17 protein-coding genes are annotated in these 22,369 nt (G+C 48.2%); 13 read left to right on the top strand and 4 right to left on the bottom strand.

Translation table 11 applies throughout. The features are described from left to right. Nucleotides 1-35: 35 nt before the first annotated feature. Nucleotides 36-518: a hypothetical protein gene (locus F0L74_RS23770; RefSeq protein WP_149840407.1), complete on the top strand. Its 483-nt coding sequence runs from the start codon at nucleotides 36-38 to the stop codon at nucleotides 516-518. Here F0L74_RS23770 and F0L74_RS23765 read toward each other — a convergent pair. The 3 genes from F0L74_RS23765 to F0L74_RS23755 form a co-directional block, all read right to left on the bottom strand. Further along, the gene (locus F0L74_RS23765; protein ID WP_149840406.1) at nucleotides 490-888 is read right to left on the bottom strand and encodes a DUF1634 domain-containing protein; all 399 of its coding nucleotides are present in this window, start codon (nucleotides 886-888) and stop codon (nucleotides 490-492) included. The two genes, F0L74_RS23770 and F0L74_RS23765, sit on opposite strands and share 29 nt — an antisense overlap. 5 nt (nucleotides 889-893) lie before the next feature. Continuing rightward, nucleotides 894-1,730 (bottom strand): sulfite exporter TauE/SafE family protein, encoded by an 837-nt coding sequence (locus F0L74_RS23760; protein ID WP_149840405.1) that lies wholly within the window; start codon nucleotides 1,728-1,730, stop codon nucleotides 894-896. Nucleotides 1,731-1,819: 89 nt separating this feature from the next. After that, nucleotides 1,820-2,845, bottom strand: coding sequence for a LacI family DNA-binding transcriptional regulator (locus F0L74_RS23755; protein ID WP_149840404.1), 1,026 nt, complete (start codon nucleotides 2,843-2,845; stop codon nucleotides 1,820-1,822). Nucleotides 2,846-2,960: 115 nt separating this feature from the next. Here F0L74_RS23755 and xylA point away from each other — a divergent pair, with 115 nt between their 5' ends. From xylA to F0L74_RS23700, 11 genes are all read left to right on the top strand, one after another. Then, on the top strand, nucleotides 2,961-4,292 hold the full coding sequence (gene xylA, locus F0L74_RS23750) for a xylose isomerase (RefSeq protein WP_149840403.1): 1,332 nt from the start codon (nucleotides 2,961-2,963) through the stop codon (nucleotides 4,290-4,292). 349 nt (nucleotides 4,293-4,641) lie between these two features. Then, the gene (locus F0L74_RS23745) at nucleotides 4,642-7,965 is read left to right on the top strand and encodes a SusC/RagA family TonB-linked outer membrane protein (RefSeq protein ID WP_149840402.1); all 3,324 of its coding nucleotides are present in this window, start codon (nucleotides 4,642-4,644) and stop codon (nucleotides 7,963-7,965) included. 43 nt (nucleotides 7,966-8,008) lie between these two features. Then, on the top strand, nucleotides 8,009-9,457 hold the full coding sequence (locus F0L74_RS23740) for a RagB/SusD family nutrient uptake outer membrane protein (protein WP_188316133.1): 1,449 nt from the start codon (nucleotides 8,009-8,011) through the stop codon (nucleotides 9,455-9,457). A 548-nt stretch (nucleotides 9,458-10,005) separates the two neighbouring features. Further along, nucleotides 10,006-11,076, top strand: coding sequence for a hypothetical protein (locus F0L74_RS23735; protein ID WP_149840400.1), 1,071 nt, complete (start codon nucleotides 10,006-10,008; stop codon nucleotides 11,074-11,076). 371 nt (nucleotides 11,077-11,447) lie between these two features. Beyond that, nucleotides 11,448-11,792 (top strand): hypothetical protein, encoded by a 345-nt coding sequence (locus tag F0L74_RS23730; protein ID WP_149840399.1) that lies wholly within the window; start codon nucleotides 11,448-11,450, stop codon nucleotides 11,790-11,792. A gap of 24 nt (nucleotides 11,793-11,816) precedes the next feature. Continuing rightward, nucleotides 11,817-14,690 carry an FtsK/SpoIIIE domain-containing protein gene (locus tag F0L74_RS23725; RefSeq protein ID WP_149840398.1) on the top strand — a complete coding sequence of 958 codons (2,874 nt, stop codon included), beginning with the start codon at nucleotides 11,817-11,819 and terminating at the stop codon, nucleotides 14,688-14,690. Beyond that, a complete protein-coding gene (locus tag F0L74_RS23720; protein WP_149840397.1) occupies nucleotides 14,683-14,949 on the top strand; it encodes a hypothetical protein in 267 nt (88 codons plus the stop codon). The genes F0L74_RS23725 and F0L74_RS23720 overlap by 8 nt, the downstream gene beginning before the upstream one ends. Next, nucleotides 14,939-15,205: a hypothetical protein gene (locus F0L74_RS23715; protein WP_149840396.1), complete on the top strand. Its 267-nt coding sequence runs from the start codon at nucleotides 14,939-14,941 to the stop codon at nucleotides 15,203-15,205. Before F0L74_RS23720 ends, F0L74_RS23715 begins: the two co-directional genes overlap by 11 nt. A gap of 6 nt (nucleotides 15,206-15,211) precedes the next feature. Further along, entirely contained in the window at nucleotides 15,212-16,216 is a 1,005-nt protein-coding gene (locus F0L74_RS23710; protein ID WP_149840395.1) for a hypothetical protein, read from the top strand. A gap of 14 nt (nucleotides 16,217-16,230) precedes the next feature. After that, the gene (locus tag F0L74_RS23705) at nucleotides 16,231-16,680 is read left to right on the top strand and encodes a hypothetical protein (RefSeq protein WP_149840394.1); all 450 of its coding nucleotides are present in this window, start codon (nucleotides 16,231-16,233) and stop codon (nucleotides 16,678-16,680) included. Between the two features lie 264 nt (nucleotides 16,681-16,944). Continuing rightward, a complete protein-coding gene (locus F0L74_RS23700) occupies nucleotides 16,945-17,919 on the top strand; it encodes a terpene synthase family protein (RefSeq protein ID WP_149840393.1) in 975 nt (324 codons plus the stop codon). Between the two features lie 100 nt (nucleotides 17,920-18,019). Here F0L74_RS23700 and F0L74_RS23695 read toward each other — a convergent pair whose 3' ends face one another. Further along, nucleotides 18,020-19,789 (bottom strand): hybrid sensor histidine kinase/response regulator, encoded by a 1,770-nt coding sequence (locus F0L74_RS23695; RefSeq protein WP_149840392.1) that lies wholly within the window; start codon nucleotides 19,787-19,789, stop codon nucleotides 18,020-18,022. A gap of 636 nt (nucleotides 19,790-20,425) precedes the next feature. Here F0L74_RS23695 and F0L74_RS23690 point away from each other — a divergent pair. Further along, the gene (locus F0L74_RS23690) at nucleotides 20,426-22,330 is read left to right on the top strand and encodes an SPFH domain-containing protein (protein ID WP_149840391.1); all 1,905 of its coding nucleotides are present in this window, start codon (nucleotides 20,426-20,428) and stop codon (nucleotides 22,328-22,330) included. The last annotated feature ends 39 nt before the right edge of the window (nucleotides 22,331-22,369 follow it).

Genomic DNA, 22,369 nt, shown 5'->3' with positions numbered 1-22,369 from the left:
CCAATGGGTGCACAGGAGGGGACACATGTAAGCTGATGGAAGTAAAGATGGCTAAACCGTTTAGGGAAATTATAAACTATACGCCATATTATGAACAGTTTGAAAAAAATGATACCAGTGATCTGCAGGTAATTGGTATTTCTATGCCATATGATGATTCCTATGGGCATCTTTTATATTACAACGCAGTGGATAGCATTAGCATGGTCCAGTCAGGAACCGCGGTTAATTTGAAGGAGAGGCGATATGATAAGCTTGAGACAGAAATGTTTAAAAAGCAGCTATGCAAAACTGAGAAGAATAGTTACGTCTGTATATGTGATCTGAATTCGTCCCGGATAGCATACTCTATCTGTATAATTAAGCGAAAAGGAGAGGTAATATTTCAATACCAGGGCGTAAATAAAAATCTGCTCGATTTAGACGAAGCTGTATCTGGGAAAATAAGGGATGTAATAAAGCTGGTTGCAACTTTGAGGGAATTGGGCACTATCCACCCAATCCCCCCAGCATACTAAACGTAATAACGCCCAGTACCACCAGCGTAATAACAATATACAGGTAGTCCTTCTCCACACTAAAAGCAAAAACGGAAAATATGATCCGCGCAATAGGCGTACCTATCAGCATCACTACCCCCAGTTGTATGATCTCCCGCCCATGACCCAGCCATACGCCGTGCAGGATGGCTGGCAGGTTATCCCAACGGTTATTGGGCCCGGCAAAGGCCCGGTATTCCGGCAGCTCATGGCCATGCCGGATAAGATAGATAGCGCCGCCGGCCAGCACTACTATGCTGGAAAGTACCACGCCATAGCGCAATAAAGTACCCAGTAAGATCTCAACGTCTTTATCCGCCCAATAGGTTTTAGAGAACAGTCGTTTCATCAGTATTATAGTTTTCCGCTGATTCCGTTATACATCATTTGCAGGGCCAGTAATGTGATCACCACAGAGAAGACGATCCGCAGCCACTTCGTATTAGCTTTGGCCAGTATTTTAGTGCCGCCCAATGCGCCGGCCAGTACGCCCAGCACTACTGGAAAGCACAGCCCCGGATCAATATACCCGCGCTGCAGGTACACCACCGCACTGGCTGCCGCCGTTACGCCGATCATAAAATTGCTGGTCGTGGTAGATACCTTAAAGGGTACCCGCATCATGTTATCCATGGCCAGCACCTTCAGTGCGCCGGAGCCAATGCCCAGCAGCCCGGAAAGCACGCCGGCTACCGTCATCATAATATAACCGCCAGGCACATGCCGTACTTTGTAATCAACAGTGCCCTCTGGGGTAGGGTAGTGGCCGTTCAGCCGCAACTGTTGCGCCCATTGGCTTTTATCTTCCGTTTCCAGGTGATTGCCTTTAGGCCGGATGGAAAGCACGGCAGAAATGATCAGCACTACGCCAAAGATCACCGCCACCAGGCTGGTAGGCAGGAACACGGCCAGCAAGGCCCCCGCCACAGCGCCCGTGGTAGTGGCAATTTCCAGGAACATGCCCAGCCGTATGTTGGTGATACCTTCCTTTACATAGGCGGAAGCAGAGCCTGACGAGGTAGCAATGGCGGCAACAAGTGCGGTACCGATGGCATAACGGATATCAGTATGGAATCCGAGTGTAAGAAGTGGAATAATGACTACGCCTCCTCCAAGGCCCGTGAGGGACCCTAGCAAACCCGCCAGGAAAGCGCCGCCCAGGAGGATAAGCGTAAAAGTTAAGATTGTCATGGTTGGTTGGTTCGGTTGGTAACAGGCAACAAAGGTAGGAAATGATGATCTATTGTGCTGATTATGTTCCCTGTAATGCCCGAACCTGGTTATCCCATCCGCCTGGATGATCCCCTTACAATTAATCCCGGCGCAAGTACAATCTGCTCCGGTGGCCGCCCTTCAGTGCCCTGTTTGTCCCGGATCTGTTTCAGGAACAAACGCGCCGCTTCCTGGCCCATTTTTACGGTTTGCTGGTCAATGGTAGATAGTCCGGGCTGTACCAGCGCGCCAAAAGCTTCATTGGCAAAACCGATCACCCCTGTTTCCTCCGGTATCTTTACGCCATAGGCCAGCAGCTGCTGAATAACCCCCATGGCGGTATAATCTTCCAGGGCAAACACGGCGTCAAAGGCTATGCCCTGCTCCCGCAACTGCTGTACACAGGCCCGCCCGTACTCCAGGGAAAACTGTCCCTGCAGGATCAGCTCTTCCTGCACCGGGATGCCGTAACGTTGCAGCGCATCCTGGTACCCGCGTAGCCGTTCTTTAAAGATGGGCAGGGACTGCTCCGCCGTAATATGTACGATCCGCCGGTAACCCTGCTGGATCAGGTGCTCCGTGGCAATAAAACCACCCTGGTAGTCGTCTATGGTCACCGCCGGCGTTTCCAGGGCCGCAATGGCGCGGTCAAAAAAGATAAGCGGGATATTACGGTTCTTGATCTCCTCGTAATGGCTGTATGCCTCCGTTTCCAGGGTCACGGAAGAGATAATGCCATCCACATGCGATTGCAAAAAGGTGTCAATGCCCCGGATCTCCTGCTGCAGCAGTTCATTGCTCTGGTAAAGCAATATGCTGTAACCGTTCTCATTCATTACCTTTTCAATGCCGTGCACCACGGAGCTAAAAAAGCTCACATGCAGGCTGGGCACAATTACCCCTATAATGTAGGTGTTGCCGGAGCGCAGGGAGGAGGCCAGCTTGTTCTGCCGGTAGTTCAGTTTCTCCGCCATCTGGCGCACAGCCGCTTTGGTGGCCTCGCTGATGCCGGGATGGTTGCGCAGCGCCCGCGCTACGGTCGAAAAAGTGATGTTCAGCTCCCGGGCTATATCGTGGATTGTTGGTTTTTTCATCTTGTACTACAATTTTAAGAATAGGTTTTTGTTTTTTCATGGTTTCTTTTATTTTTATGCCAACGTTGGCATAAAAGCGTCCTTAACCACTAATCTTTAAAACTGATACAAGACCATGGCAAAAATTGTCACAGGCAGCAAAGAATTCTTCAAAGGCATAGGAGAGATCCGTTATGAAGGGCCTTCCACAGACAACCCGCTGGCATACCGCTGGTATGATGAGACCAAGGTAGTGGCAGGTAAGACCATGAAAGACCACCTGCGCTTCGCAGTAGCCTATTGGCACTCATTCTGCGGCACCGGCGCCGATCCCTTTGGCGGCCCTACCCACATCTTCCCCTGGGATGAGAAAAGCGACCCTGTAGAAAGGGCTAAAGATAAGATGGACGCAGCTTTTGAGTTCATCACGAAACTGGGCATGCCCTATTATTGCTTCCACGACGTAGACGTGGTGGATTATGGCAATGACGTGGCCGATAACGACAAAAGGCTGCAAACCCTGGTGGACTATGCCAAGGTTAAGCAGGCCGATAGCGGCGTTAAACTGCTTTGGGGCACCGCTAACCTGTTCTCCCACCGCCGCTATATGAACGGCGCAGCCACCAACCCGGACTTCCATGTGCTGGCCCACGCCGGCGCACAGGTAAAGGCGGCGTTGGATGCTACCATCGCCCTGGGCGGCGAAAACTACGTGTTCTGGGGGGGCCGCGAAGGTTATATGAGCCTCCTGAACACAGACGTAAAGCGCGAACAGGAGCACCTGGCCCGTTTCCTGCAAACGGCCCGCGACTATGCCCGCAAACAGGGCTTCAAAGGCACTTTCTTCATAGAGCCTAAACCCTGCGAGCCTACTAAACATCAATACGACTTTGACGCGGCTACCGTAATTGGCTTCCTGCGCCAGTACGACCTGCTGAACGACTTTAAGCTGAACCTGGAGGTAAACCACGCCACACTGGCCGGCCACACCTTCCAGCACGAGCTGCAGATAGCTGCAGACGCCGGCCTCCTGGGCTCTATAGACGCCAACAGGGGCGATCAGCAGAACGGCTGGGATACAGACCAGTTCCCGAACAATATCAATGAGGTAGCGGAATATATGCTCATCATCCTCGAAGCCGGTGGCTTCAAAGGCGGCGGCATCAACTTTGACGCTAAGATCCGCAGGAACTCTACCGATCCGGCAGACCTGTTCCATGCCCACATAGGCGGTATAGATACTTTTGCGCGCGCCCTGGTAGTGGCAGACGCTGTACTGCAGAAATCTGAATACCGCAAGATCCGTCAGGACCGGTACGCCTCCTACGACAGCGGTAAGGGTAAGGACTTTGAGGCCGGCAAACTGTCGCTCGAAGACCTCCGCGCCTACGCCATCGAAAAAGGCGAGCCGGCATCTGCCAGCGGCCGCCAGGAATACCTGGAAAACCTGATCAACCGGCACATTTAACACCGTCACATAACACAACTAAGAACACCGGTCCGGTAGCCTCCCGCTGCCGGACCATTTTTTTTATATCCGGGGCATTCCCTATATTAGTAGCAAACCAGCCTGTACAAACGGGATAGCGCCAGAGCCCCCACATTTATGGACGAGCCTTAGAACCTGACGAAATAATGAGACGGAATATTGAAGGAATTGCAAGTTTTTTCTGCTGAATAGACCATTTGGGGGTTAAAAAGTGTCCTTACTATAGATTTTATTTAAAAAATTTGAGAGGGGCCGGTCCGCTGCTGGATTCCGGAAATATATTTTCCAGGAATTAACGTATATACAAGTTGAGTATCATTTTCCCTGTATGCAGAAATTTTATGAACCCCTGCTCAAAATGCCTTATAAATTCACTTTTCTCTTCTTCGTAATAATGGGGACACTACTTCCCGGTCTAAACGCGCAGTTCAGACCGGGAGAACGCCCCGTCACCTGTGAACATACAGGCATTAAGCTGGCGGATTTTTTTAGCATAGTATGGGACCAGACCCACCTGCAAGCCTTCTATAATGATGAGCAGATAAGCAGCGAAGAGAAAATAAACGTCTACTTCAAAAATGAACCATTAGACAATGTGCTGGCCTGGCTCTTACGCAAGAGAGGCCTCACCTGGTACTATCGCGAAGAAACATTCGTGATCCTGCCTAAAAAACCAGGCGACCCAGACCTGGGCAAAATACCCGAAGAACCTACTATCAATATCACCGGCCTTGTTACTGACAAGGAAGGAGTTGCCTTGCAAAATGCATCTGTGCTCATAAAAGGCGCCCAACGGGGCGTACAGACTGATAAAGACGGAAAATTCATACTTACCCGGATCAAGAAAAACACAGCCTTGATGATCAGTTGCGTAGGATATTCCCCTAAAGAAGTGCTTATAAATGGTGACACCACCACCAGGGTCCAGTTGGCCGCCTTGATAACTGGCCTGGACGAGGTGTTGGTGATCGCGTATGGCACGAGCACAAGGCGGTTTTTAACGGGGAGTGTGAGCCGGATAACCGGGGAAGACATCGCAAGCCAACCAGTAGCCGATCCGTTACTAGCCATGCAGGGCAGGGTACCGGGTTTACACATAACACAACTAACAGGTTTGCAGGGCGGAGCAGTGAAGGTGGAATTACGTGGGCGGAATAGTATTGCAGCGGGGAATAACCCGCTGTATATCGTGGATGGGGTACCGTTTCCGGGAACGTCGCTTACTTTGAATAACATTATGGAGGATGGATCGATTAGCCCTTTAGGAGCATCAAATCCTTTGAATATGATCAATGTGGCAGATATAGAAAGCATTGATGTGTTGAAAGATGCGGATGCAACTGCTATTTATGGGTCAAGGGGGGCTAACGGTGTGATATTAATTACCACAAAAACGGGTAAACCGGGAAAAACTAAGCTAGACGCGAATTTCTATACAGGAATTGGGCAGATGGCGCATAGCCCCAAATACATGAACACGCAGCAATACATACAAATGCGTAAGGAAGCATTTGCAAATGATGGGCTTCCAATACATGATAACGATTATGATTTAAAACGTTGGGATAGTGCTAGCTACACAGATTGGCAGAAAAAGCTATTAGGAGGGAGCTCTCACATTGCAGACGGGCAATTGGCTATTTCTGGTGGTGGTGCTATGAAAGATATAAATATGCAATTCCGGATTAGTGGTGGGTACCGACAGGAAACGACGGTATATCCGGGTGATTTTAACTACGGAAAAGCTGCAGCCCTCGCTAACCTGGGGATATCCACATTAAATGGCCGTGGAAGGTTAACATTAGGTGTCGACTATGTAGCAGATAAGAATCTTCTACCTTCAATAGATCTGGCGGGGTTATCTGTAACTTCTCCCAATACGCCAGAACCTTACAAGCCGAATGGTAGCTTAAACTGGGATGAGGGCGCCTTTGGCATCAACCCTATGGCCTGGTTATTACGAACATACAAAGCTAATACAAACAATCTACTGACGAATGCGGTATTAAATTATTGGGTGTTGGATGGAGATAAGCATAAGGTGGAGCTGAAAAGCAGTTTTGGCTTCAATAAAATGCTGATGGATGAAATACAAATAAATCCTTTTGCGTCATTTAATCCAGCTACTACAATCACTAGCGGTAATACCTTTTTTGTGAATGGTAATATCAAAAGTTGGATTATTGAACCACAGGTTAATTATAGGGGTAAGTTGGCTAAGGGGGAGCTCAATGTATTAGTTGGCTCTACTTTTCAACAGGAGGTGAGAGATCAAGAAGCACTATATGCCACCGGTTTTACCAGCGATGCTACATTGGATAATCTATCCGCGGCAGGAAGAGTAGGAGGTGTGGCTAGTGCCTATTACCAATACCGTTATAACGCTATATTTGGGCGTGTTAATTATAATTGGGACGGGAAATATATTCTAAATCTGACCGGTAGACGGGATGGGTCCAGCCGTTTTGGTCCAGGAAGACAGTTTGCCAATTTCGGTGCTGTTGGAATAGCATGGGTATTCTCTAAAGAAAAATGGAGCAAAGATTTTTTTCCGTTCCTAAGCTTTGGCAAACTGCGAGCGAGCTATGGCAGCACTGGTAATGATCAGATTAAAGACTATGGGTACAATGCTACTTATATGCGTTCTGCGCCTTATCAGGGTTTTAGTGGGCAATCGCCAAGCCGCTTATTCAACCCTGACTATGGCTGGGAATTGAACAAAAAATTGGAAGCAGGAATAGAGTTAGGTTTCAGACAGGACAAAGTCTTGTTCAGGGCTAGCTATTACCGCAACCGTTCTTCTAAGCAGTTAGTCGATTATTCGCTATCTGGATTAAGCGGCTTTAATTCAATCTTGAATAATTTTTCTGCTTTAGTGCAAAATACTGGCCTGGAAATAGAGCTAAGTAGCCTCAATATAAAGCACAAGAATTTTGATTGGAGCACTTCTTTGAATCTTAGCGTACCTAATAATAAATTATTGCAATTCCCTGGATTGGAATCTACCATTTATAATAATTATTATACGGTTGGGCAGCCATTAAATATATTTAAGGGATTTCATTGGAATGGAGTAAATCCAACAACCGGACTATATCAATTCGAGGATGTGGATAAGGACGGGAATATTATAACTTATTCCGGAGATTATGCTTCTACTAAAAGGATGGGGCCATTTTTTTATGGTGGGCTACAAAATAGTTTACAATATGAAAATTGGCAACTAGATTTCTTATTTCAGTTTGTAAGGCAAAACGGATTTAATTACCTGTATATTAATGGAATGCCGGGTACGTTTAATAGTAATCAACCTGTGGAGGTGCTGGAACGGTGGAGAAAGGAGGGAGATCATTCAAGTATTCAACGATACTCACAAGGGCCGGCTGCTTTCGCTCCCTTTTTTAACGCCCTTAAAAGTGATGGTGCAGTAGTGGATGCCTCTTTTATACGTTGGAAGAATTTAAGCTTGAGTTATCAGTTGCCGGTAAAATATATACAGAAGGCACATTTGCAGAGTGTTCGGTTTTATTTGCAAGCGCAGAATCTGTTTACTATTACCTCTTTTAAAGGGAGAGATCCGGAAGTGGCTTTTGATGCAGATACTTATCCTCCTTTAAGAATTTGGACGTTTGGACTGCAATTGGCGCTCTAAATACTACAACTATCAACGTATGAGATATTTATACCAACAGCTCATGAAACTCCATCAATCTTGTGGCAAAAGCCGGTTGAAGCGGAAGGCTGTATGGGTAACAGGAAGTTTGTTGCTTGCATTGTTGTTCTCTATATTCGGCTGCAGAAAATTTATAGAGGTGCCATTACCGAATACCGAAAGCTTTCCTGATGTCATCTTTAGCAATGATATAAATGCAACGGGGGCTATAATAGGCATTTATGGTAAGATGATTACCAATAATGCCTGGGCGAGCGGCAATACTCGTAGTGTTACTTTACTAAGCGGGCTTTCCGCCGATGAGCTAGAAAATTACTCTGCGCTTACAATACCGAGGGAATTCTATGAAAATTCCATTAATATCAATAACACTGCAATAGAAACGGCTTTTTGGGATGAGGCGTATCAGTATATTTATGCGGCGAACGCAGCCCTTGAAGGCTTGAGTAACCCCAATGGCGTATCTGACGGCACCAAAATGCAATTAGAAGGAGAAGCACTATTTATTCGTGCATTTTGCCATTTTTACCTGGTGAACCTTTTTGGAGATATACCTTATTTAACCAATACAGATTATAAGACCAATATTGTAATGGCTAGAACGCTCAAAGATAGGGTGTATCAACTGATCGTCGCAGACTTGAAAGAGGCGCAGGGAAAACTGAAGGAAACATATACCGCAGCAGGTGGCATAACTGGTAGAGTACGTCCAAACAAATTTACAGCTACGGCTTTTCTGGCGAGGGTATATTTATATATGGCCAATTGGAAGGAGGCGGAAATACAGGCAAACGCGGTGATCGAGTATACTACCTATTATGGCCTGGATTCCTTAAACGGCGTGTTCTTAAAAGATAGCAAAGAAACTATCTGGCAGTTAATGCCTAACGCTAATACCGGTTACAATACCTGGGAAGGGAAAAATTTTATATTGACCTTGTTGCCTACCACAGATGAAAGCAATTCTGTCGTTTTAGGCCCCTATTTGCTCCAAGCTTTTGAACCCGGGGACCTACGTAGGATAAAATGGGTAGACAGCATTAAAAGCGATGCTGGCGGAGTGTACTATTTTCCATATAAGTATAAAATACAAAATGGGAATGAACTGAAGGAATACTCCATGGTTTTCCGTTTGGCGGAGCAGTATTTGATACGAGCAGAAGCACGTGCACGCCTTGGACAGATAGATGGAGCAAAAGAAGATCTGGATATTATTCGCCAGCGTGCAGGGCTACTTGGTACCAGAGCGAATACAACCACAGAACTTTTAATAGCGATTGCGCATGAAAGGCAAGTAGAACTGTTCACAGAGTGGGGGCATCGCTGGTTAGATCTAAAACGTACAAATCGTGCCAATACTATATTAAGTGCAGAAAAAGCCTCCACCTGGCAGGCAACAGATACGCTGTATCCCATTCCACAAAAAGAACGAGCTTTAAATAAGAATTTGACACAAAATATCGGATATTAACGTCGTGAAATATTGAGATGCACTATAAAGTGACTATGCAACTTAAATGATAATCGTAGATATGCTCAACTAATTCCCGTAGGAGAAATTACGGCTTTAGATTTATTGCGTGAAACGGATTGACAGGAGAATGCTCATCCCTGTACGTATTTTCTATTATACATACTACACCAGAACGAATCTTATGATCAGCAAGAATTGAAACAGGAATACCTAAACCTGTAAAAGATAAGGTCATGCCAAATAAAACCAAAATCCGGATTATGAAAAAAAGATTGATTCTAACTGCCTGTGCTTTTATTCTGGTTATTACAGGCGCGTTGATGTCCAAAGCCAACGCCAAATTTTTGAACGTGAGTTATACGGATACTGCTATTCCTAATGTTTGCCTTTTTCCTAGAGCCTTGCCATCAAATTGTAGTATATCTGTTACTGGAACTGTTTGTAGTACCACATTAGGGTCAACATATAGATACTACCAGGACGGTTCCTGCATCACCCCCTACTATCGCCAATAAAACTAACCGCCACTCCCAAACCCAACCCATATGCCCAACCGTCGCCATCGCTCACTCTCGCAAAGGAAACGCCTCCTCCTGGCCCTCGCCAGCTTTCTCCTGAGCATCGCCGCCGTCTGGCTCCTATACATCGCGTCAGATAAGATCAATCACCGGCCCAATGGCTTCATCCGTCTGGTTCCGCCGCATATGGCCACTCCGGCCAAATTGCTCAACATCCGGTATAACTCGTACTACATTGCCGGCGCTACCGCTACCCATATATACCTGGGAAATGCAACTGCCGCCACTTTGCTCTTAAGAATGAATTACGATTTATCAGATACGGCATATCTACGCTTAACGATGTCGCCCGGTACCAGCTTGCAGGGGCCTGCAATGGTCTCCGTCGATACGCCCGATGTATACATGATGGAAGGTACACAGGGAGCCCTTTTACACGCTTCCCTCAATGATCTCACCCTCCATCGCCTGCCGGATGGCAAACGCCAGTTCTTCAACGCCCGGCCTTTGTCCGGCGCTTCGTTTATCCTCCGCATGTACGATAGCGCCTGGCATCAGAATATCCTGGCCAAACGTACGCTGGACACATCTTACCTGCTGCCCCGCACGCCTGTGCTGGAAAAACAGATAGATGGCGTCTTCTGTACAGATGGCTCCCTGCTTTATCAACCTGGTTCCAACAGGCTGGTGTACGTATACTACTACCGCAACCAGTTCCTCTGTATGGATACCAACCTGGTAGTGCAATATAAAGGGAGAACAATAGACACCGTCAGCCATGCTAATATAAAAGTGGCCTCGCTGACGGCATTGGGTAAAACCACGCTCTCTACGCCGGGCGCGGTAGTGAACAGGATGAGCTGTATGGACGATAAATGGGTATATGTGAACTCAAAGCTAATGGCCAACAACGAAAAGAAAAGGGAGTTTGACAAAGTATCTGTCGTGGATGTGTATTCTCTAAGGGATGGCAGCTATCATTTCAGCTTTTATCTGCCCAACCTGGAGAACGGGAAAATGCGCAGTTTTCGCGTATTTAATAAAACATTGATTGCGTTGTACGATCATTACGCGTACACGTTCCATTTAAATTTTTAGATCCCGGTTATTAGCAATAAGAACTGGGGCTAAAGCTGGAGTAGCAGATAAGGAGCTGGATATCCATCCGGCTCTTTTTTTTGCCATCCCTCGCAGTCAGCCCGTCCAGCCATGCGATTCCTCCCTGTCATTCCTCCATGCCAGCTCCTGCAGTCCCGCTATCCCTCACCGCTATCCCTTCGTGCCAAGCCCACCATCCCACCACTCATATTACCAATTATCCCCCTGTAACCACCCCATTCCCAACCTATAGCGCAAAAATCATTTTGTATACCATCCTTTTTTTTCTATCTTAGAAATGTTATCGCAGATAATCAAGCGTCAATAACCATTCTATACCCCATCTTCAAAGCTGCTAAATATTTTTGATCATGAAAGAACTTCCATTAAAGCTGGACGAGCGCTCTTTCGAACTACTAAAAGAGCGTACCGCCTTAATCGAAAAAAGGGATGCCACAAAAGACGACATCGACAGGATCAGAGACCACATAGATAATAACGGCTTCTCACAGTTACCAGGCGCCACAGCATACGTAGACCAGCTAAACGGCGTCATGTCCCGCATAAAGACCAATGAGCAGGAAGAACAGGCACTGCTAAAACAGGCCGCAGAGGCAGATCTCCAGATAGCCGCCCTGCGGAAAAGATCAAAGGTTTTTTCCCTCATGCTTATAGCGGTTTTTGTTATCCTCGTTATCGCCATGCTGATGCGATAACATACATCCCAAAAAATAGCTAACATGTTTTTTTATAACCAGGCCATCAGGCAACTACAGTCCCGCATTGCGCAGGGTAATGCGCGCGTCCAGGCGCTTAAAGAAGAGCGGATGGAACTTACCCGATCCTTTAATGCCATTAAATCCTCGTTCACAGTTGCGGCCCTGCAATTCTTTAATGGGCAGTTGCTGGAGAATAAGGACAAGGCAGATAAGCACCTGGATACATTATCTCCCTATAACAAACCCGCCTGGGAGGCAGAAGCCTGGAACGCCTGGGAGCCTCAAAAGCAGGACATCCATACACCCTTATATTTTGGGTTGATGACCACCCCGTTGCCGGATACAGACCAGGTATTCGGTATCCCCACAATAATGGATTTTATCGGCCATAATAAATGCGTCATTGTGGAGAGCGGCCCGGAAGAATGTAATGATGTATACGCCTTCTTTCAATCAATGGCCCTGCGCATCAACGCCAGGCTCCTGCATAATGTAAACTTTACCTTCATAGACCCCTCTGGTTTTGGTAAGGCATTCCCCATAGCCAGACAGCTCAATACCCGGGTAGACTCCGGCGATCTTTTCCGGCTACTGGAAGAGATAGGGCGGGATATTACCCGTATCAACCAAACCTACGGGCTCTCAGACGACCGCATGTTTGATTCCATTGCGGATGCCGTATTGATCAACGAGAAGTTTGAGGTCATTTTCGTAGCCAATTTCCTAAAGGATTATGACAGACGGGTAATAGAAAAGCTGCTGAAAATAGCGGAGCAGGGGCCCGTAGCCGGTAAATACGTTTTCATACACCACAATACCTGCGAAGAATTGCCCAGGGATATCTCGCTGGATGGGATCGCCAACGCGCACCGCGTCGCCATCAGCGGCGATGAGTTCAGCTGGAAAATGGGCAACCGCCAGTCCATTCCCTTATACTGGTGGCCGGATGAAAAGCCCACAGACGAGATCACAGACCTGGTCATAAAGAAAATAAAAAGCAGTATCCCCAAGGAGAACCCGATAGATTGGAAGGCCATCAAACCCGCTAATTATTGGAAAGAAACAGCTACCCAGGTGATAGAAACAACGGTAGGCATCAGCGGCAACAGATCGCCCCTTAATATCTGGTTCGGTCATAAACACAGCGAGGATAGCCGGGAATGCAGCCATGCGATATTGGCGGGCATGACAGGCTCCGGGAAATCAAATTTCTATCATGCTTTTATACTGAGCCTGGCCTGCAGGTATAGCCCGGAAGAGGTATCGCTGTACCTGATAGATGGTAAGGACGGCGTAGAGTTCCAGGACTATAAACAGTTGCCGCACGCCGCCGTCGTATCTCTCAAATCATTGCCTGGTTTATCCCGCAGCATCCTGTCTGATCTTACAGAAGAGATAGCGCGCAGGAATAAACTGTTCAGCGAAGAATACGGGGTAGATAAATACGAGAACTTCCGGCTTAAATCCGGTGGTAAACTGATCCTGCCACGTATCCTGTTGATCGTGGATGAATACCAGGAGCTCCTGGAGGGCGATGTGAATGCGGAGGCCTCCGCCCACCTGCGGCTCATCGCGGAAAAAGGCCGTAGCGCCGGCATCCACATGTTATTAGGTTCCCAGCGCTTTGGCGCCGCTAACCTCATGTATGCTGCTTCCATTTTTGCCAATATAGAAATGCGGATCGCCATGAAGCTGTCATTATCAGACAGGCTCGCGCTCACAGAATTCGGTAAAGAAGGCAAAGACCTCCTGGCTAACTGCGACCTCCCGGGTAAAGTAGTGGTGAATGACCGTGGCGGTAACGACGGCCATAACAAACTAGGTAAAGTAGCCATCATCAAAAAAGACGACCGCCTGCAGGTGATCGCTGAGCTAACGGCTAAATCCATGGAGCAGCATATTCCCCCGGAATTGCTTATCACCAATATTTTCAATGGTACAGAACAGCCGCATATTATCGATAATACCCAGCTTGCCCAGTTGTTAAACCACAACCACTGGATGGATAAACAGGAGATGGAGCAGTTTGCGCGCAAAGAGATCTACCACGGTGGTATTGGCGAAATAGGCTGGTTCTCCGGCGAAACGCCTTTTGTCTTCTGGCTGGGACAGGAGTTTAATGTCAGAGGCCATTCAAACGTGGTCACCCGCAGGCGCCAGCGGGAGAACGTACTGATCATAGGCGATAATAACGACGCCCGCTACGGTATTATGTTCGGTATCCTTTCCAGCGCGGTATTAAATGCGCCCAATACGGATGTGCACTTCTATATAGCAGATAAAAGCATACCGGGCGCGCCCTGGAGCAATGTATTGCCCAATTTCTGCAATGGCCTCATCCAGGAGATGAAGTACCGCCAGCAATTTGCAGGAAAGAATACAGAGGTCATAAACATGTTGCAGACCCTTACCGCAGAAGTAGCAGCCAGGAAAGATATCCCGGAAGAGGAAAGGCCGCAGCTGCCTACCATCATCTTCATGGCGGCTGACCTCGACAGGATCGACAGTCTCAACCTCCAGATGAACAAATACGGCTCCCCGGAAGAAACAGAAGCAGGCAAAATGCTGCGTCAGGTAATAACAGAAGGTCCCGCCCTGGGCATACATGCCTTTATCAGCTTTGAAGGCGTATTACCCATGTATAATGTATTCAACAAACGTAATCTCGAATTCTTCCGCCACCGCGTAGCCCTGCAGATGTCAGAACAGGATGCTTTTGACCTCGTGCGCCGCCGCGAGGCCTCCAGGTTGCAGGCGCATGGCAATAAACCCATCGCCGCATTTTATATTGATATTGGCAGCAATAAATCTTCCGTATTCAAGCCATATATCGTTAGCAAGGGCATGTCAGAAACCTTTGTAAAAGAAATAGCTAAAAAACTGGTCAATGGATGAAGTACATGACAGGCTGCAGCAATTCCAGCGGAACCTGGAGATCTTTAACGATAAGCTCAAGGTTTCCTTCGATCAGCTTACCAGGTACCATGAGACGGTACACCCCTGGTGGCAGGATAGCATGCGGAACGAATATGAGATCAGGTGGAAACCCCTGGAGGACAAAATGAAACAGTACGTCACCACCGATGGTAATAACTACAGCGATATACTGCTGCATAAGATAAACCTTATCAAACGATACCTGCATGGCTGGTAATGTAGACCTGTTAACAAACGGGCTAAAAGATTATATCAATTGCCTGCATACGCACAACAGTTCTCTCCAGGAGGATTTCAGGGAGCTGAGCGCATTGTTCGCGGCATTGCAGCCGGCTTATGAAGGGCAGGCGGCAGAGACATTCAAAGCGTCCTGGATGGCCACCGCCCGTTGGTTTGAGGAATACATAGATCAGACCGTGCTGCTGGGCAGCTTCCTCGAAGAGCGGGTAAGCTGGCTGGAGCAGGATAAATAAAAGATCATGGCATTAAACAACCCTGACATATTATACCCGCTGCTAGATCAGCTGTCGCAAAAGGTCCGGTACCTCAATCACCGCATCTCTTATGCCATAGACGATGCCCGGCGCCTGGTGGATGTGGCGGTGGACCAGACCAACCAGGCTACCTTTGAGACCAACTACGTGGCCAATATCAAGGACGAAGACGCGGAAAAAATAGACTATTGGGATAACGAGACCACCAGCATGCGCAATAAGCTGAACCGCCTGCTGCAAGGCATTGAGGCAACACATAACCGCCTCAATGGTATCCGCAGGGCCTGTAACCAGTCTGCCCAGCACTGGAATAAAGAACACGATATAGCTGTAGCCTGGCTGCGGCGGGCCAAAAACAGGCTAGCTACTGCTATTAACAACCTCAATATTGCTATTAGCAGCCTGCAGGCGGCAGAAGCCCGCTTAAACCGTGCACAGAGTGCGCTAAGCAGCTGCCAGAACAGCTACCGTACAGATAGTAACGGCCGGCGTATTTACAACGATTGCTCCGGTCACCAGCGGGAAGTAGCCAATGCCCGCCACCAGGTATCCATTGCCCAGGATGAGGTCCGGCGTTGGGAACTGGAGAAAAGGGAAGCAGAGGTAGAAGTAGCGGCGGCAGAAGCCCGGGTAAGACGCTGCGAAGAGGCCCTGTCCCTCATTAGACAGGCAACAGACATGAACGCCGTTAGCATAAATATCATCCTCGATGCCGATAACTTTTGCAGGAGAGGCCTGGAAGAAGTACGGTCCGCAGGGGAGATCATCAGCAGGACAAAAGAACTGAACGCACAACAGGATGCGCTGGTACAGGAAAACAAAGCCCATTTGGCTACCGCGCAGAACTTTTCCAGCGATGCCAGTACCAGCTTTGCCCGCGCCAGCAGTCTCTCCGCAGATGTACAGTCTTACGGCAGCAGGGCAGGAGAGGAGATAGACAGGAAAGTGGATCTCCTCAAAGAGTTTGGCTTCACGCCGGGTAACCTATAAACCATCCGTTTATTATGAAATACGCCAGTTGTATTTACCGCGTGCTCAATCATTTTACAGACAATAGTTGCTGGCATCTCAACCGGTCTGCACAGGATTTCCAGGACTACCGCAACTCCCTGACCGCTCAGTGGGATGATACGGCCGCCGCGGATATAAACGCCCGGTTCCTGGGGCCCCATGCGGAAGACGAAGCCCGCATGCGCGGCTTCCTGGAAAGGAAGAACGTGGCCATACAACAGCTCTGCGAAAAACTCAATGAAGTAGAGCGCGTAAATGATCAGATCAGGTCATTAAGCGAAAAAATACAACAAGCCCTCGTAGCATGCGAAGAAGACCTCCGGAGGTCCGTAACAAACTATGATTTTTCCCATAACCGCAAGAACGACGCAGAAGCCAGGATCCCCCAAACCATCGTGCTGCTCAATACCGCCAACCAGAACGAATTCTCGCCAACCTACTAAACACCGCATCCACCCATCTGCACATCTGCACATTAACACTGCTACCTCTTCGCAGTTAACCCCCATTTCCTGCAATAAATACGTAACTTATTATAGTAATAAGCCATTAATTAGAATATAACCATTTAAAATCAGGTAAGTTATGTGGATTGTTAATCTGGAGAGACTCCGGGGGCCCCCGCCTTCCGGCAAAATAACCATGCTGTACATATAGCTCACATCGAACACGCTTAACCAATTTTCTAAACCTAAAAACACTTTGTCATGAAAAATGCATTCAATGCAAATGCACTGCATTACCCGTTTGGGTATGCCACCAACCCGCACGCGGAAAATATGGAACTGAAGATCAGGGAATGGCTGGCCGGCCCTTATAGCTACCTGCCGGAAAAGGCCATAAAAAAATACCTGCATACCGGCGTAGGCCATGCAGGCGGATGTATGTTCCCTCGTGCCAGCAATGCCCAGCTTACGGCCGTATGCCGCTTTTATGTATGGGCCTTTATGATCGATGATACCTTTGAATTCGCAACTGTAGAAGAACTGGAAGTGATCCGTCACCGCTCGTTAGAAGTACTGCGGGGCAGCCAGCCGCAGCCGGATGAGATCCTATACCAGCAACTGCCGCTCCTGCGCCAGGATCTGTTGTCTATTGGCGCGGAAATATGGCTGGAGCGGTTCTGTCATAGCCTTAATGGTTATTTCGATGGCCTGCAGCAGGAAATCCCCTACCGCAAGAATATGGTCTTTCCTGCATTTGACGAGTTTGTAACTATTCGCGAACAATCCGTAAATGTATACCCGCTGGTAGATCTGGCCCAGGCCATTACCGGTCACATATTACCGGCCGGCGTATTGGAGCACCCGGTGTTACAACGCCTGGCACAACTTACCTGCCGTATCCTCTCATGGAGCAATGACTATTTCTCCGCCCACCTGGAACAGGGGAATGATGTATTGAACCTTGTGCTGATCTTACAGCACGAGCGTAACTGCCCGCTGGAAGCAGCCTATGCGGCCGCAATAGAAGTACATGATCGGGATGTGGCCACTTTCTGCCTTTTAAAACAGGCATTGCCGGATTTTGGGCTGTATACCGCCCCGGTAGTGGATTATGTGGAGAACCTCGCCCTTATGATCCATGGATATTTACATTGGACACACACATTTACAGAAAGGTACAAAACTGGTGGGCATCCTTCTGCTGATCTTAAAAAGGGACAGTCGCTGGCGGTCTAAATAGTGTGATCGATATTAAATCCGTTTAATCATTGCTGAAATAGATTGATCAGCGTTAGACATATCAATTACTAAACGTGTTAATCAAAGCTAAACCAGTTTAATCAATTGAGCCGGTGTTTACCTCATCTATATGGGGTAAATGCTGGCTTATCACTTTAAACAGAAAACGGGGATTGATGGGCTTCAGGATAACAGCGGCGGCGCCGGCTGCCATCAGGGGTTTCTCATACTGTGTGCCACCGGTGCAGATCAGTACGGGGATGTGTTTAAACGCCGCATGTTTTTTCAGCAGCAATAAGGTTTGCTCCCCATCCAGCTCCGGCATCTGGTGATCCAGGATAATGATCTCCGGCAGGTGGCGGGTTTTCTTCAGGTGCTCCATCGCCTCCCGTCCGGATGTAGTGCAGGTAACATTACAGCCATACAGCGTGAGATATTTGGAGAATAGCATATTGTTCATTTCATTATCATCCGCCAGCAGTATATGAATATTGCTGAGGTCAATATCCGCTTCCGTTACTTCCTCTTCTATATCGGGGGTATGACCTTCTTTTAAGGGCAGTGTCACCGTAAACGAAGTATGACCGCCTTCGCTGCTCAGTTTCACCTTGCCGCCCAGGCTGTCTACCTTACTGCGTGTAATATACAGTCCCAGCCCGGTGCCTTCAATATGCCGGCTCTTTTTATCCGTAGTATAACTGTCAAACAATACCGCCTGCCTTTCTGCAGAAATATCCGGGCATTCATTGCTGAAGGTCATCACGAAATTGTTGCCGGAGCGGTGGATCTGCAGTTTTACCTCGCTGTTTTTATCCGCATACTTAATAGCGTTACCTAGCAGGTTGGTAACGATCATGGTCAGCTTCAGCGTATCGGTCACCAGTACATCCGGTACATCCGGCGCTACGCTGAGGCTTAATTGCAAGCCCCGGGAGCGCGCGCTTACTTTATTCAGGTTGATGATCTTCTGTATCAGCGAGCGTAACGCAAAAGTATCTTCTTCCACTTCTTCCTCTTTACCCGCTTCTATCTGCGCCACGTCCAGCACATTATTGATCACATTGCGCATATTGTTAACAGCTGTCAATAGCAGGTCCACATAAGGCTCTATCTTTTTCAGATGATCATCCAGTTTGATTTCCCTCTTAATAAGCTGCGCCACCAGCGCCATGGCGTTCAGCTGGTTCCTGATCTCGTGGGATACCTTGTACACAAACATCTTCAGCCGGTTATACAAGGCCTTGTTCTCTCGTACATAGTACAGCATCACGATCACGTCAAACAGCAGAAAGCAGGGGAGGGCCACCCAACGTAGCAGGTATTGATCAGCCATCGCCAGCTGTAAAGAAGGAAATAGCTTATAATAGAAGTTCAGTTCCAGCAGAAATAAGGTCAGCAACGTAGCGCAGATGCCCACTATCTGTTGCTGGGGTTTCGAATATACCAGGAAGCTCATTCCAAACATAAACACCGCTATCAGTGATATATTAATGAGCTGCCCCAGCAGAATGCCAAAATAAACGGCGCAGGCGCAGTGTACCACAAGCACGCTTACGCTGGCTATACTATATAACCGGTACCGGTTTAAAAGGATGATACCGCAAAATAGTACGCTTTCTATAATGGCAGGGATCTGTACTTGTGCCAGACCAGTATAAACATAGAACAGGTTCCCGATCACAAATGCCAGCAACGCAGTTATAAAACTGATACTATTCACGATCACCACCCGTTTGGCGGCTTCGTCTGACAGCCCCGCGGTGCCGGCGTTGATAATGGGTGCATAGATGGGCAATAGCGCGCGTTGCGCCTTCAACGCAAATGCGCTGATCCTGCTCTTGATGGATGTGTAAAGCCGGTTACTCATAAGGACGCCTTTTTAGGGTCGGTTATTTTGATTCCTCTAACAGTTGTAGGTTGCCGGTAAATGGCCTGCTATCTATAAGCAGCAGCAGCTATTCCCTTTGCATACGGTTAAACATTGATTGATCCCCTTCCCACAGTATAAATTCCCGCTGGTTGCAGCATAGGCTGCATGTAAAATAACGTTTTTTTACCAATACGCCGTGAAATTTACCCATGCCAGCCCGCCCATCCGCCCACTGTCACGGTCGCCATTCCTACATCAGCAAATTAGCACATCAGCATATCAGCACATTTTCACATTTTCACGTCTGCATATTTTCACAATTTATTTGTACAGATCAAAAAAATGTATAACCTTCGTGTAGTTAATTTATTTAACGATGAACACCGACGATCACTCGATCAACTTCTTCAAACAGTTTGTTGCTGCACGATTCAACACTTCACCCCCTGCATTCACAATAAAAAACAGGAAAGGAACTGCTAACGCTTCACAGGCATAGGTCTGTCCACGCGTAAACAGTACTCGCAACTGCCGTACAGAACGGCCAGGATTATGCGCCATGGAGCATAGTCCCCGGATATGGTCTGTCTGCATTTATCCCTTACTACAATCAATCTATAATCCACTACAACTATGCAAAACACAGAAATCCTGCGATGGGTGTTGCTCATCGGCGTGCCCTTACTATGTCTTATTTTTTACCGGCTTATCCTGCGCATATGCTTCGGCGTGGTCATTGTACCGGAAGACCGTATAGGCCTGGTGACTAAAAAGTTCCGCCTTTTTGGTAAACAGGCCCTGCCAGAGGGCCGTATCATCGCACTCGAGGGAGAAGCGGGCTTCCAGGGGCAAACACTCGCCCCGGGCGTATACTTCTGGAAATGGATCTGGCAATTCTCTATCACCTTTCAGCCCTTTACCGTTATTCCCACCGGTAAAATAGGATTGGTGCTCGCAAAGGACGGCGCAGAGCTGGAAACAGGTTCCATCCTGGCCCGTAAAGTGCCTTGCGATGGCTTCCAGGACGCCAGCGCCTTCCTGATCAACGGTGGCCGTAAAGGCCGGCAAACCGCTATCATTACGCCCGGTTCGTATCGTATCAATACTTTCCTGTTCGAGGTAGAGATAACAGATTTGATCAATATACCGGAAAATGCCGTAGGTATTGTCACCACCTTCGAAGGCCGCGCTATCGAAGAGGGGCAGATAGCCGGTAAAGTAATAGGCGCCCACAACAAATTCCAGGATGTGGATACCTTCCTCTCCAATGGTGGCTACAAAGGCCTGCAGGAACAGGTGGTGCTGGCCGGCTCCTATTTCCTGAACCCATGGTTCGTGCGGGTAGAGATGGTGAAGATGACAGAGATCCCCATCGGCCATGTAGGCGTGGTGATCTCCTACGTGGGCCAGGAAGGCGTAGACCTGAGCGGCGCGGAATTTAAGCACGGCAACATCGTGGCCCGCAACTCAAAAGGTGTATGGGCAGATCCCCTGGGTCCCGGTAAATATCCTATCAATCCTTACATCATGAAAATAGAGATGGTGCCTACTACCAACCTGGTGCTCAACTGGGCCTCTGCCCGTAGTGAGGCGCACCAGCTGGATAAGAACCTCTCTACCATCACCGTAAGGAGTAAGGACGGCTTTACCTTTAACCTGGACGTGGCCCAGATCATCCACATTCCTACTACGGAAGCGCCAAAAGTGATTGCCCGCTTCGGTAACATGAGTAACCTGGTTACACAGGTGCTGGAGCCTACCATCGGTAACTATTTCCGTAACTCCGCCCAGGATGCAGGCGCTATCGACTTCCTGAAAAGCCGTAAGGAAAGACAGGAGTCAGCCAAAGAGCATATCGGTCATGTGCTGGAACAATACAATGTATTTGGCGTGGATACCCTCATTGGTGATATCGTGCCGCCGGAAAGCCTGATGAAGACCTTAACAGACCGGAAACTGGCAGAGGAGCAAAAGGTCACCTACGAAACGCAGATGAAGGCCCAGGAAACCCGTCAGACCTTGGAAAAAGAGACTGCCATCGCAGAAATGCAGAAAGAGATCGTAAAGGCAGACCAGGGCGTACTGATCGCAGAAAGGATCGCAGATGCTTCTGTGAAGAAAGCTACGGGTGATGCTAACAGCGTAAGGCTCCAGGCCAACGCAGAGGCAGACAGGCTCAAACTGCTGGCGGGCGGCGAGGCGGAAAAAGTAAGGCTGCTGGCTAAAGCGGAAGCAGAGCGTACAGAATGGACCGCTAAAGCAGATGCGGAAAAGATCTCGCTTACCGGTAATGCGGAAGCGGAAAAGATCCTGGCCATCGGTAAGTCCAGCGCAGAAGCTTACCGCCTGGCTGTAGAAGCCATGGGCGGCGATAACTTCACCCAACTGAAGGTGATGGAATCCATCGGCGCACAGAATGTACGTATCATGCCGGATGTCCTCATAGGTGGCAACGATGGCGCTAACGGCCCTATCAGCGGCCTGCTGGGATTGCAACTACTCGATCAGCTTAAAACTAAAAAGGATGATAAAAACTGATTTGTTTATCGCCGGCCTTTCGTCTGAGTCTTGTTAACC

This window comes from Chitinophaga agrisoli, from assembly GCF_008386695.1.
GTDB classification, from domain to species: domain Bacteria; phylum Bacteroidota; class Bacteroidia; order Chitinophagales; family Chitinophagaceae; genus Chitinophaga; species Chitinophaga agrisoli.
The sequence above is the reverse complement of the archived record's forward strand: the minus strand, read 5'-3'. Positions and strand labels throughout refer to the sequence as shown.